This window comes from Vibrio sp. HS-50-1, assembly GCF_024747315.1.
Classification (GTDB): Bacteria; Pseudomonadota; Gammaproteobacteria; order Enterobacterales; family Vibrionaceae; genus Vibrio; species Vibrio diabolicus.
In genome coordinates, this window is record NZ_JAMPZF010000048.1 from 42,652 (window position 1) to 54,943 (window position 12,292).

The 12,292-nt window shown below is 45.0% G+C and carries 10 protein-coding genes; 3 read left to right on the forward strand and 7 right to left on the reverse strand.

Annotated features, from left to right (window positions below; genetic code table 11):
- Complete coding sequence (gene speA / locus NDJ01_RS19565; protein ID WP_405054851.1) at nucleotides 1-1,911, reverse strand: arginine decarboxylase; 1,911 nt, start codon at nucleotides 1,909-1,911, stop codon at nucleotides 1-3.
- Nucleotides 1,912-2,234: 323 nt separating this feature from the next.
- On the opposite strand from speA, the gene NDJ01_RS19570 reads away from it, so the two are divergent.
- Entirely contained in the window at nucleotides 2,235-2,960 is a 726-nt protein-coding gene (locus NDJ01_RS19570; RefSeq protein WP_258587566.1) for an MBL fold metallo-hydrolase, read from the forward strand.
- A gap of 66 nt (nucleotides 2,961-3,026) precedes the next feature.
- Here NDJ01_RS19570 and NDJ01_RS19575 read toward each other — a convergent pair whose 3' ends face one another.
- The 4 genes from NDJ01_RS19575 to NDJ01_RS19590 form a co-directional block, all read right to left on the reverse strand.
- Nucleotides 3,027-3,455, reverse strand: coding sequence for a RimK/LysX family protein (locus tag NDJ01_RS19575; RefSeq protein WP_005393584.1), 429 nt, complete (start codon nucleotides 3,453-3,455; stop codon nucleotides 3,027-3,029).
- A gap of 62 nt (nucleotides 3,456-3,517) precedes the next feature.
- Complete coding sequence (gene rimK, locus NDJ01_RS19580; RefSeq protein ID WP_005393586.1) at nucleotides 3,518-4,423, reverse strand: 30S ribosomal protein S6--L-glutamate ligase; 906 nt, start codon at nucleotides 4,421-4,423, stop codon at nucleotides 3,518-3,520.
- 301 nt (nucleotides 4,424-4,724) lie between these two features.
- Nucleotides 4,725-5,633: a LysR family transcriptional regulator gene (locus NDJ01_RS19585; RefSeq protein WP_258587186.1), complete on the reverse strand. Its 909-nt coding sequence runs from the start codon at nucleotides 5,631-5,633 to the stop codon at nucleotides 4,725-4,727.
- Between the two features lie 529 nt (nucleotides 5,634-6,162).
- Complete coding sequence (locus NDJ01_RS19590; RefSeq protein WP_145534216.1) at nucleotides 6,163-6,408, reverse strand: hypothetical protein; 246 nt, start codon at nucleotides 6,406-6,408, stop codon at nucleotides 6,163-6,165.
- Between the two features lie 167 nt (nucleotides 6,409-6,575).
- On the opposite strand from NDJ01_RS19590, the gene NDJ01_RS19595 reads away from it, so the two are divergent.
- On the forward strand, nucleotides 6,576-7,442 hold the full coding sequence (locus NDJ01_RS19595; RefSeq protein ID WP_085344215.1) for an AraC family transcriptional regulator: 867 nt from the start codon (nucleotides 6,576-6,578) through the stop codon (nucleotides 7,440-7,442).
- 631 nt (nucleotides 7,443-8,073) lie between these two features.
- Here the strand turns inward: NDJ01_RS19595 and NDJ01_RS19600 are convergent.
- Entirely contained in the window at nucleotides 8,074-8,412 is a 339-nt protein-coding gene (locus NDJ01_RS19600) for a YggL family protein (RefSeq protein ID WP_258587187.1), read from the reverse strand.
- A gap of 266 nt (nucleotides 8,413-8,678) precedes the next feature.
- Between NDJ01_RS19600 and NDJ01_RS19605 the strand changes: the two genes are divergently transcribed.
- A complete protein-coding gene (locus NDJ01_RS19605; protein WP_145534220.1) occupies nucleotides 8,679-10,715 on the forward strand; it encodes a PhoX family phosphatase in 2,037 nt (678 codons plus the stop codon).
- A gap of 99 nt (nucleotides 10,716-10,814) precedes the next feature.
- On the opposite strand, the gene NDJ01_RS19610 is transcribed toward NDJ01_RS19605, so the two are convergent.
- Nucleotides 10,815-12,206, reverse strand: a complete 1,392-nt coding sequence (locus tag NDJ01_RS19610; protein WP_258587188.1) for a glycoside hydrolase family 1 protein — start codon at nucleotides 12,204-12,206, stop codon at nucleotides 10,815-10,817.
- Nucleotides 12,207-12,292 lie beyond the last annotated feature (86 nt).

Genomic DNA, 12,292 nt, shown 5'->3' on the forward strand with positions numbered 1-12,292 from the left:
TCAGAAGTCCTCTAAATAGGTGTATCCCGCTAGACCTTGTTCTAGTTCTGCTAGGATTTGTGCTTGTTCATTGGCTTCAACTCTTTGGGAAACCAATTGTTTGTAATTGTCACGAATCGCATCCACGTCGATATGAACGTAGCGCATCATGTCTTCTACACTATCACCTTCATTGATGTAACTGATCTCAAATTGACCGTGTTCATCAACATTGACTACTGCACTGTGGGTGTCACCAAATAGGTTGTGCATGTCACCAAGGATTTCTTGGTATGCGCCTACTAGGAAAAAGCCCATTAGGTATGGTTTGTCTTTGCTCCAAGCTGGTACAGGTAGCGTGCTCTCGATGCCTTGACCATCAACGTAGTGATCGATCGCGCCATCAGAGTCACAGGTGATATCCAACATTACCGCACGACGCTCTTCCGCATCGCCAAGGTCAGAAAGTGGTAGAACAGGGAACACCTGATCAATACCCCAAGCATCTGGTAGAGATTGGAAGAGAGAGAAGTTCACGAAGAACTTATCTGCAAGACGTTCGCTCAACTCGTCCAGAATCGGACGGTGGAAGCGATTTTTAGTGCTCATCTTGCGGCTTAGTTCGAAGTAAATGCGCAGTGACAGTTGTTCTGCCCACGCACGTTGCTCCAAGTTAAGCACGCCAGTTGCGAATTGAGAGTGTACCTCTGCCAAATCACTTTGGGTATCGTTGTAGATCTCAATTAACGCGCGAGCGTCTGTACCATCTTGTAAGTTTTCCCAGTTTCGCCACATGTTTTGTAGTAAAAGTGGAGCATCTGCGCCAAGTTCATGCACTTCTTCCGGTTGGTATGTTTCTGTACCAATTACGTTAGAAATCAACACAGCGTGGTGCGCTGTCAGTGAACGACCGGATTCAGATATGATCACTGGCATCGGTTGTTCGTATTGCTGACACACGTCGCCCACTGTGTTGACGATATTACGTGCGTACTCTGCAAGGCCGTAGTTCATCGAGTTCGATGATTGGCTGCGTGTGCCGTCGTAGTCGACTGCCAAACCGCCGCCCACATCGAAGTATTCGATGTTTGCACCCAGTGCGCGCAGTTCGCAGTAGAAACGTGCGGACTCATTCACACCATTACGTACGTCACGGATGTTTGCCATCTGTGAGCCAAGGTGGAAGTGAACCAATTGCATCGCATCTAGGCTGCCTTCGCGTTTCAGGCGTTCAATAACGCTAAGCACTTGCGATGCAGACAAACCAAATTTCGATTTTTCACCGCCACTTGCTTGCCATTTCCCCGCACCTTGAGAGGCGAGGCGAATACGCAAACCAAGGCGCGGTTTTACGCCCAAGCTTTTCGCTTCTTCTAGCACCAGATCCAGCTCAGAAAGCTTCTCTAGTACGATGAATACCTTGTGGCCCAGCTTTTCACCGATCAGTGCAAGACGCACATACTCACGGTCTTTGTAGCCGTTACACACGATCACGGAGCTGCCTTGTTGAGCCAATGCAAGTACTGCCAACAATTCTGGCTTGCTACCCGCTTCAAGACCAAGCTGTTTGGTTTCTAGTTGAGCTTGGCTCGCTAGAATTTCATCCACCACTTCACGTTGTTGGTTTACTTTAATTGGGTACACCAACAGGTATTTGTTTGGATATTGGTATTCTTCAATTGCTTGGTTGAAAGCGTGGCAAATTCCATGCACACGTTGGTGCACGATTTGCGGGAAGCGCACTAATACAGGCAGATTTAACTGCTTCGCTTCTAGCTCGTTTACAATGGCACTGAAAGGGATTTGATGTGCACGATCACTACGAGGTGATACGTAAACCTCGCCTTGGTCATCAATACCGTAGAAACCTTGGCTCCAGTAGTGAACGTTGTAGTCCGCGCGGATGCGGTCTAATTTAGTTGCTTTTTCCAACTCGATTCTCACAAAAATGTACTTAAGTCCTTAATTAACTAGAAGGAAAAGTACAAAAAAGCAAATCATGAGGCATTAACCTCATACCCTGACACGAACTCCGTGTGCGCGCATTAACGGATAAAAGTGCCGCTGAGTCTAATGATTAAAATCTATCATCTCGATTATGATTTCTTGTCGTGCGTTGATGTGAACATTTGTTTACCAGTGCGTCCATTCAGCTGTTATAGTTGGTCTGACCAGCATGGAAGCGGTCATGAAAAATCTCACTCAAATAAGGACATATTTTGCAGCTGCACAGAATTCAGGGATACATTCAGACCATGTATCTCGCCGAATATCCCGATAAATTAATGTTGCTTGATGGTGCAAGTCGAGCAGACATTCCTCACCTTAAAGATTTTATTGAACATCAACTCCATCGTCCTTTTTCTGACCTAAAGTTGGTCGTTGTAACTCACATGCATCCAGACCACGCTGGTGGCGCGCACAAACTGCGTGATTTAACTGGATGTAAACTATTGGCCGCAAAGCGAGAGAGCCAGTGGTATAGCGGTGTAGACGGTTGGCTAATGCATTTGACCGATTTGATGTTAGCGCGCTGGATGGCGAACCGGATGCGTAAACCAAAGCAAAACCTGTGGTATTCGCGCAAGTTAAAGCCCGATATCGAACTCATCGATGGAGAGTGTATTCCGGGGTTTGATGATTGGCAGGTACTAGAAACGCAGGGACATACCGATAGAGATTTGTCGGTTTATCATTCTGAACAAGATGTATTGTATGTGGCGGATTTGATGGTGCAAGTTAAGAAACACCTGATTGCGCCGTTTCCCATATTTCATCCAAACCAATATCGCCAATCATTACAGCGTGTGTTTGAGATGAATCCGCAATGTTTGCTTTTGGCGCATGGGGGAGAGGTGACTTTTGATGAGAAAGCGTATCAGCACATTCTGCATACTGCGCCAACTAAGCCGATGACCCATTGGCGCGTTACAAAGGTCAAAGCGAAGGGATTGTTGTTTGCGCTATTTAGTAGGAAGTAGGCGAAGATAAAGCCAGATGAGTGATGCTCAACAAAGACGCTCGATCACTCATCTGAAGCTACGGGGTTAAGATGCCAATAAATGAGATTGGCTAGGGTCGACCAGCACTTTGTCTGCCATACCCTGACGGCCTAGCAACATCATGTAAGTCATTTTTTCACGATTGGTCAACGTAATGTCGATTGGCCATTGTTTGTCACCCATGCGCAGCATGGTGGTGATAACGCAGCGATGCTCAAAGGTACCGTTTGAAGATTTAACTTTACGGTTTGCCTTTAGCTTCGCTGTGCAGCGAACCACTTGTTCTAAGTGATAAACATCCGGGTGTAGATCGAATGCAACGTAAGACTGACCATCTTTTTCAAAACAATCAATGTTATCTACATGTAATGAAGAGGTTTGTGCGCCCGTATCAATGCGCGCTTCAAGGTGAGTAATCCCTAACTCAGGTAAGCAAATAGCTTCGGCGTTCCCAATGATCATTTTCTGATTCATAGTGTCATCCTAGCGATGAGTAATACGAGAGCCTACTGAGCAGGCTCTCACTCAAACAATTATCAACCTTTACCACGAGTACGGTTTGCGTGTGGTTTTGCGTTTTTCTCGATAAAGTCGAAAATCATACCAGCAACGTCTTTTTCTGTAGCGAGCTCGATACCTTCAAGACCTGGTGAAGAATTCACTTCCATTACCACTGGGCCGTTTTTAGATTGAAGGATATCTACACCGCATAGGTTTAACCCCATGACTTTTGCCGCGTTAATCGCAGTAGCGCGCTCTTCTTTGCTTAGTCGCACTAACTGTGCAGAGCCGCCGCGATGTAAGTTAGAGCGGAACTCGCCTTCTTTCGCTTGGCGCTTCATCGCTGCAATCACTTTATTACCGACAACAAAGCAACGTATGTCTGCGCCTTTAGCTTCTTCGATGAACTCTTGCACCATGATGTTTGCTTTCAACCCCATGAATGCTTCGATCACGCTTTCTGCTGCTTTGTTGGTTTCAGCAAGCACAACACCGATGCCTTGAGTGCCTTCTAGTAATTTAATCACTAGAGGTGCGCCACCAACATTTTTGATCACGTCCTGAATGTTATCAGGGTGGTGAGCAAAGCCAGTGCGCGGCAAGCCGATGCCTTTACGCGATAACAGTTGCAACGAGCGTAATTTGTCACGAGAGCGACTGATCGCGACCGATTCGTTGACACAAAATGTGCCCATCATTTCAAACTGACGTACAACCGCGGTACCGTAGAATGTGATGGATGCACCGATGCGAGGAATCACAGCGTCGTATTGTGGCAATTCTTCACCCTTATAGCGGATCTTAGGGTTGTTGCTCGTAATGTCCATATAACAGTGCAGAGTATCGATGACGTCTACTTGATGTCCACGCTCTTCACCTGCCTGTTTTAGGCGCATGGTTGAATATAAATTCTCATTACGAGAGAGAATAGCAATACGCATGGCAATTCCTTAGTAAGTCAGTACCAAATTAAAAATATAAGTATAGAGTATAGAATGCAGCAGGTATGTGATATTTAGGTGATATTACCTACTGACTTCAACGATTTAGATGTGTGGTTGGACAACCACTTTGTTAGAGGTGCGCACCTTAGGTTTTTTTCTCGCGAGAAGAAAACGAAAAAAACTCGTCGTTACGACAAAAATAATTTGTTGAATCATCGGACATTCTCAGCGTTGTAAGCCGGAAGTTGTCTGTGGACTTTTTTAAGCAAACGGATTACGACGAGTTTAAAACGCTAGGCTATTCTGTAGTTTGTTTTGAGTTTGTGATGACGTCCAATAACACATCTTTAATTGTTTGATAGCGCAGTGGTAGAACACGACTGCGTTTGCGAACTAAAAATAACTCTTCACACACGGTGTTTTTCAGTTGTGCGATGTGCAAGGTATCTTTTTGTAGGAAGTTGTCGACAGCACTTTGAGGCAGCACGGTGAAGCCGAGTCCTTTACTCACAGGTAGTAAAATTTGGCTTAATTGATTCACGTAGCCGGATAATGGTAAATCGCTCATCTTAATTTCTTGGAGCTCTTGTTCCGCGCATTGGTCAAAAAACAGCGTCATGTAGTGCTTGGCATCAGGATGGGCAATGACACCACAGTCGTGCAAGAGTTGTGGTGTTATCTGCTTTTCGCGGTATTGATTAGGTAGGACTAAGCACAACTGTTCCTTACCAATTCTTTCACTGTGAAATAAACCTTTGTGAGGAACATCAGTTACGATACCAATATCAATGCTTCCTTCCGTTATTGCATTGAGAATCGAGTGATTGGGTGCGGCTTCTAAATGCAGCGATAAGCCTGGGTGCTGTTTTTGCTTTTCTAAAAGAGGGCCATACAGCATCAATGCCATTGCGCCAGAACAGGCCAGTTTACAGTGACCTGAAAATGCATCATCAAAACTGAGTTCTTCGAGCAACGCTTTCTCGCTTTCTTCTAACTCCAGCGCGTAGGCGTAAACAATCCGACCTTGCTCTGTTAATTCGAAGCTTTTGTTTTCACGTTTGATCAGCGCATGCTGACAACTTTGCTCTAACTTTTTGATGTGTTGGCTGACACCAGGTTGGGTCATAAAAAGTTTTTCTGCCGTTTGTGTGAAATGACCGACTTCAATCAATGTCTTAAATGTATGTAACCAAACAGGATTAAGCATAATGTGAGATTTGCTGTGAGCTTGCTGAAAGACGTAGAGAAAATGATAGCACGGCACGAAATAAATCGACGCAAGAGAATTAGGTGCCTAGCGAATAATAAATAGCAGACAAAATAAAACCCCGCCTGGTTTCCCAGACGGGGCTTATTCTCTTTCGCAGCAATCCGGCTACTATAGGTGCTCCCTGCATCTATCCTTGATTGTGGCTAAGTCCTTTAACCGAGTTCCTTGTTCATCGCCTTCCTAGCGGTGTCCATTCTTGCCTATCATCCTGACGGGCGAACTCTATCCTAGAGCTTAACTACATCCTTGCTGATAACTCATCCTAAGCTACCAAATCTTCATCCTGAAGATACCTAGTCCATTAGGCTTTTTTCCTGTTCCCGCCAACATCCTGTCGACACAATCAGTATTGATGTTTTGCTGATTACCCTCAATTAGCTAGGTAAAAAAACTTTGGCAGCGAATATTGTTTGAAATGGTATAAGTGATAATTTTCAATGGCTTATATTGATTTTTCGATTTTGTCTTAGTCAATGATGGTCGTTTTGCTTACATTGCTTGTAAGAGATGTCGCACAAGGTATCGAGCAAATGTCCGAGTTGGTGTCGTTTTCATCCTGTTTAAGAATTTGCTCAAGATCACAACTCGATTTGTAGCCATAAAATTTGGCGATAGTGTCAGGTGGAATTTCCATTTCTTTGATGGCGAATGTTGCCCATTCATCACGTGTTTTGTGCAGGACTTGGCGTAGCTTGACAGTGAAGTGACTCATGAAAGCCTCCTTAGTTATCTTGTCTTTCAAGGCAACAATAAGGAGCGTGACGACACAAAGTTGATAGTATGCCGCTTAATATCAATACTATTTCGGCGTGATGAAGATTAAGCTGGCAATACTGATATTATTTGAGCGTGAAACAATACTATTTTGTGGAGTAGCCAATGGCACACATCGAAAAAGTACCGCAAAGACCAGGTTTTTCTTGGCGCTATCGTCGCATTGATGAGCCAGAAAAAGAGTACGATCTCCATTTTCACGATGATGTGTTTGAATTAGTCATCCATCGCCACTTCACTGGCAGTTTGCATATTGGTCATCACGAATTAGAAGTGACTCACAACCAAATGCTATTGATCGCGCCTGGTGTGCCTCATTCAATTCACTCCACATTGGTCGAAAGCAAGTGCGAGACTCATGTGATTTGGTTTAAGCGTGAGTGGATTGCCAATTTGATGTTCTATTGCGCAGAGCTTAGAAAGCTTGATCCGCTTTTAAAGGCGGCCAACAAAGGTGTAGTGTTTTCTGAGCGGACAGCTCAGCACGTTGTGGATCTTCTGCATGAGCTCATGACGTTTCCTGCAATGGAGCAACTATCGAGATTTCTCCATGTTTTGTCTCTGATTGCTCACGACGAAGGGGCGAAAACACTGATGACTCACTCTTACTTATCGATGAGTGAACACGAATTACAGGAAAGAGAACGAGTGGCAAGTGTCAACGCGTATCTCGAACAGTACTTTGCAACTAAGGTGACGCTCGCAGACTTGGCGAACTACTTATCGCTGAGTGAAAGTGCGGTCACAAGATTGTTTCAAAAGCACTTTAAAGAGCCGTTTAGCCAACGCCTAATGAAATTGCGGATCAATCATGCCGCAGATTTGCTGCAATCAACGCCTTTGCCGATTGGAATTGTGTTTGAGAGAGTAGGGTATCGAAACCAAGCCCTGTTTAATCGTCACTTCAAAACGTATAAAGGGCTTACGCCACGCGAGTACCGTCAGCAATATCAGCAGCGAATCCAGCCTTAATTGGGTCGCACACAACTGCGATCACGAACGCGAAAAGAGTTACTCGGCTGAAAGTGATGGGCAATTGATATCTTACTTGCAAAATTTTTCAGGAATCATTATTAAGATTCAGTGACAGATAATATAGGGAACTTGATTGCCATTTTTCTGTCATATCTGGTGAGTAAGTTAACCGTGTCAGAGAGATAATACGCCGTTTACTAGCCAAAGATGACTGCAAGAAATCGGTAATTATCATTATGTTGTGAAATTGGTCACGGTTAAATAATTGGTTCCCTTATAGATTGAAGGGGATTCGACCTTAGACAATAAGCTCCATAAGGAGCGTTACTTATATAAGATGAGGGACTTTACTATGAAAAAGACTAGAAGAGCTCAGCTACATCGTGTGCGCATTCAATACTGGAAAGACACGAAAGACGCACCAGCTAAAAAATCATAGTTAATGATACCTAAAGGCACGAGCTGGCAGTGGAACGCCGTTTCCCGCTGATTGCCAGCTCAAAAACGCCACAATCACATTCACTCCGCACAACCTCCCAGCACTCTACTTTTACTATCACACACTTCCAAAAGTACAAAAGCCAGTCCGGAGACCAGCTTTTTATTATTGTCAGTATGACTCGGTTACTTACAGGTAGTTTGCGTCAACCAAGTCGCCAGCTTTTGCGCTTTTCACTTCTGGACGTACTTCTAACCATGCAATAACTTGTGCTTTTTGCTCTTCAGTAGCACTGCCGTAACGGTCAGTAGAGCATAGGAAGCCTTCAAACAGTTCTAGACCACCGCCGCCGAAGCAAAGGCCAAGCCCATCAATGTAGTCGATAAAGTCATCAACGAATGCATCGTAACGGTCGAAGTCGTTGATGTCTGTTTCACAGCTGATCTCGAAACCTAGGATTGCGAACTCACCTAAGAACAGCTTTTTACGGATACGACGGCTCTTGTTATCGATCTTGTCTAATTTCATGATTATCTCTCGTAGATGATTTGAATTCGTACACCTTATACCTTCTATCACACTTTAGCCCAAGTAAAATCAGAATGAAGCGATACAGTTGGTGATTATGTGACCAAAACTTAATTGCTCAATTGGTAACGCTGCTGAGTTTACTGCACTGCTGAAACACAAGTTTCATATGTTTTAAGCACTTTTGTCATTTTTCTTCTCCAAACTTCTTGCCGTTCAACTAATCACTTATTTATTAATTAAACTATAAGATCGGGAAAGTAAAAATGAGCAAGGAAACCTTTGACGCGACGCGTTATAACCAAAGTGAAAACAAACCATTTGAAGAAGTATTAGAAGCGAGCCTATCTCGACGCAGCATTCTAAAAGGTGGTTTAGGTATCAGTGCGATGACAGCGTTTGGTGCTTTCGGATTGGCTGGTTGTAATTCGTCTGACTCAGGAAGTACAGTAAGCAGTGGCTCGGGCGTATCTAAAGCCGTTCTTAACTTTGAATCTATCCCTGGCTCACTCACTGACGCCGTTTCAATTCCACAAGGCTACACCGCACAAGTATTGGTACCTTGGGGAACACCACTTAATGCACAAGGCAGCGCATGGCAAAATGATGGTACCAACACCAGTACCGATCAGTTAAATGCGCTAGGCATGCACCATGACGGCATGCATTTTTTCCCATTGAACGATAGCACCACAGATGGCTTACTATGTATTAACCACGAGTACATTGATACATCAGCACTGCATCCAAACGGTCCGACGGTTGAAAATGGCGTACGTACCATTGTAGATGAAGTGCGTAAAGAGATTAACGCGCACGGTGTGTCAGTGGTTCGTATTCAGCTTGAAAATAACATGTGGAAGCTAGTCGATACTGATCCACTAAACCGCCGTTACACTGGTGCGACAGCAATGGACTTATCTGGCCCAGTGGCGCACACGTCACTAACCGTCACTCGTTTCTCGCCAGATGGCAGCCAAGCACGTGGTACGTTAAACAACTGTGGCAACGGCTACACGCCATGGGGCACTTACTTAACTTGTGAAGAGAACTGGCCAGGTTACTTTGTTAACGCCGGGACTCGTACAGAAGAACAAGATCGCATTGGTGTTGATGACCAAAGCACACGCTACTTGTGGGAAACACTTGCAGGAAATGCAGAAGAGCGTCTCGATGAGTTTTCTCGCTTTAACGTGGCTCCAACAGGAGCAAGTGCAATGGATGATTACCGTAATGAAGCCAATGGTCACGGTTACATCGTCGAAATTGACCCTTACACGCAAAACTCGCGTGCGAAGAAGCGTACTGCACTAGGTCGTTTCCGTCACGAAGGCTGTACTTTTGGTAAGCTTGAAGAAGGCAAACCAGTGGTATTCTACTCTGGTCACGACTCTCGCTTTGAGTACCTATACAAATTTGAATCTGCGGCAGCGTGGGATCCAGCAGATGCTAACCCTGATAACCGTTTGGCGATGGGTGACAAGTACATGGACAAAGGCACACTGTATGTTGCGCGCTTCAATGAAGACAGCACAGGTACTTGGTTACCGTTGACGCTTGATAGCGTAACAAAATCTGGTGGTACGTTAGCGGATCACTTTAACTCATTGGCTGAAATTATCATTAATACGGCAGGCGCGGCTGACCTCGTTGGGGCAACTCCAATGGATCGCCCAGAGTGGTGTACGGTTGATCCATTTACAGGCTCGGTTTACTTAACATTGACGAATAATACGCGCCGTACTGATGAAACCAATCCTGCGAACCCACGTTTGAACAATAAGTTTGGTCACGTTATTCGTTGGGATGAAGGGGCTTCAGCTACAGACTTTACTTGGGATATTTTTGTCTTTGGTTCGCCAGCAAATGGTGATGCAGATACCAACCGTTCTGGCCTGAATGAGCTAAACCAGTTTGCTAGCCCTGACGGATTAGCGTTTGATGGCCGTGGTATTTTGTGGATTCAGACCGATAACGGCGCAGATGAAGTTACGTCTTACACTAATGATCAAATGTTGGCCGTTGTGCCATCTAAGCTAACAGATGAGAATGGTGACCAAGCAGTGATTGGTGCGGATAACCAAGCGGAGCTTAAACGCTTCTTTGTTGGACCAAATGGTTGTGAAGTGACAGGCTTTACTATCAGCCCTGATTACAAATCATTGTTTGTGAATATTCAGCACCCAGGCAACTGGCCATACAGTGAAGATGCCGCCAAAGAAACGCCTGCTGGTGTTTCTGTGCGTCCACGAGCGGCGACGGTTGTCATTCGACGTGAAGACGGTGGAGAGATTGCAGTTTAATCTCTAAATGCATTAACACCTTAAAATTCAAGCCCTGCAAATGCAGGGCTTGATGGTTTAGGCGAATGCCCAGTCGCACTTTATATCCAGACAACAGGCTTAGCTTTTCAATGAACCGCCTGAAGTACGAATCACGTCTTGATACCAGTAGAAGCTCTTCTTGCGTTTACGCTCTAGCGTTCCTTGCCCATCATCATGACGATCGACATAAATATAACCGTAACGCTTGCTCATTTCGGCTGTTGAGTTAGCCACCAAGTCGATTGGCCCCCAGCTGGTGAAGCCCATCAACTCAACGCCATCAAGAATCGCTTCGTGTGCTTGAACCAAATGATCATTAAGGTATGAGATTCGATAATCGTCTTGGATTTCCCCGTTTTCATCGAATTCATCACGAGCGCCTAAGCCATTCTCGACGATAAATAGCGGCTTTTGGTAACGATCGTGAAGGAAGTTAAGCAAAACGCGCAGGCCTTTTGGATCGATCAACCAGCCCCATTGGCTCTTTTCAAGGTATGGGTTTGGTACGCTATCGACGATGTTACCCACTTCTTTCTGTTTCGGATCGGCACTCGCACAGCCACTTGCGTAGTAGCTGAAGGAAATAAAATCGACACTTGCCGAGGCAATGTCTTCTAAGTCGCCAGCTTCCATTTGTATTTCAATGCCGTTTTCACGGAAGTAACGTTTCATGTAGCCTGGGTACTGACCACGAGTCTGCACATCACCGAAGAACAACCACTTATTGTTTTCATGCATAGCAGCAAGCACATCATCAGGGTTGCAGGTGTATGGGTAGTTGATTGCGCCAAGCAGCATGTTACCAATCTTGCCGTTTGGTACGATTTGCTGACACAGTTTTACCGCTTTCGCGTTTGCTACAAGCTGGTGGTGAATCGCTTGATAAATGTCTTGTTCACTGGCGTCTTCTTGCAAGCCCACTCCCGTAAATGGTGCATGAAGTGACATGTTGATTTCGTTAAAGGTAAGCCACAGCTTCACTTTGTCTTTGTAGCGTTCTAGCACGGTGCGAGCGTAACGCTCGAAAAACTCGATCACTCGACGATCGCCCCAACCACCATAATTCTCAACCAAGGCGTAAGGCATCTCGTAATGAGAAAGCGTTACAAATGGTTGCATATCGTGTTTGGCCAGCTCATCAAAAATTTTGTCGTAAAACGCCAGTCCTTCTTCGTTTGGCTCAAGCTCATCGCCATTAGGAAAAATACGGCTCCAAGCGATGGATAAGCGCAGGCAGGTGAATCCCATCTCTTTAAACAGGGCAATATCTTCTGGATAGCGATTGTAGAAATCGATAGCAAGATCTTTGATACCAGGCGTTCGTTCTTCACGCGTTTGATGCGGGCTCAGAATGCCGTTTGGCAACATATCTGATGTTGATAAACCTTTCCCCCCAAGGTTGTATGCCCCCTCTACCTGGTTTGCCGCAATGGCACCACCCCAAAGGAAATTATCTGGAAACTTAATCATGTTTCTCACTCTTTATATTTAGGAAATGTTTGTGGATTTATTGCTTGAGAATAGTGTAGGAGACATCTCGATACTTGTAGCGAGAT

Excerpts from the sequence above, each read along its gene's own strand:
- NDJ01_RS19600 (WP_258587187.1), bottom strand. The coding sequence starts at position 8,412 with ATGAAATTAGACAAGATCGATAACAAGAGCCGTCGTATCCGTAAAAAG.
- rimK (WP_005393586.1), bottom strand. The coding sequence starts at position 4,423 with ATGCGTATTGCTATTCTCTCTCGTAATGAGAATTTATATTCAACCATG.
- NDJ01_RS19570 (WP_258587566.1), top strand. The coding sequence starts at position 2,235 with ATGTATCTCGCCGAATATCCCGATAAATTAATGTTGCTTGATGGTGCA.
- NDJ01_RS19575 (WP_005393584.1), bottom strand. The coding sequence starts at position 3,455 with ATGAATCAGAAAATGATCATTGGGAACGCCGAAGCTATTTGCTTACCT.
- NDJ01_RS19605 (WP_145534220.1), top strand. The coding sequence starts at position 8,679 with ATGAGCAAGGAAACCTTTGACGCGACGCGTTATAACCAAAGTGAAAAC.
- NDJ01_RS19595 (WP_085344215.1), top strand. The coding sequence starts at position 6,576 with ATGGCACACATCGAAAAAGTACCGCAAAGACCAGGTTTTTCTTGGCGC.
- NDJ01_RS19590 (WP_145534216.1), bottom strand. The coding sequence starts at position 6,408 with ATGAGTCACTTCACTGTCAAGCTACGCCAAGTCCTGCACAAAACACGT.
- NDJ01_RS19585 (WP_258587186.1), bottom strand. The coding sequence starts at position 5,633 with ATGCTTAATCCTGTTTGGTTACATACATTTAAGACATTGATTGAAGTC.
- NDJ01_RS19610 (WP_258587188.1), bottom strand. The coding sequence starts at position 12,206 with ATGATTAAGTTTCCAGATAATTTCCTTTGGGGTGGTGCCATTGCGGCA.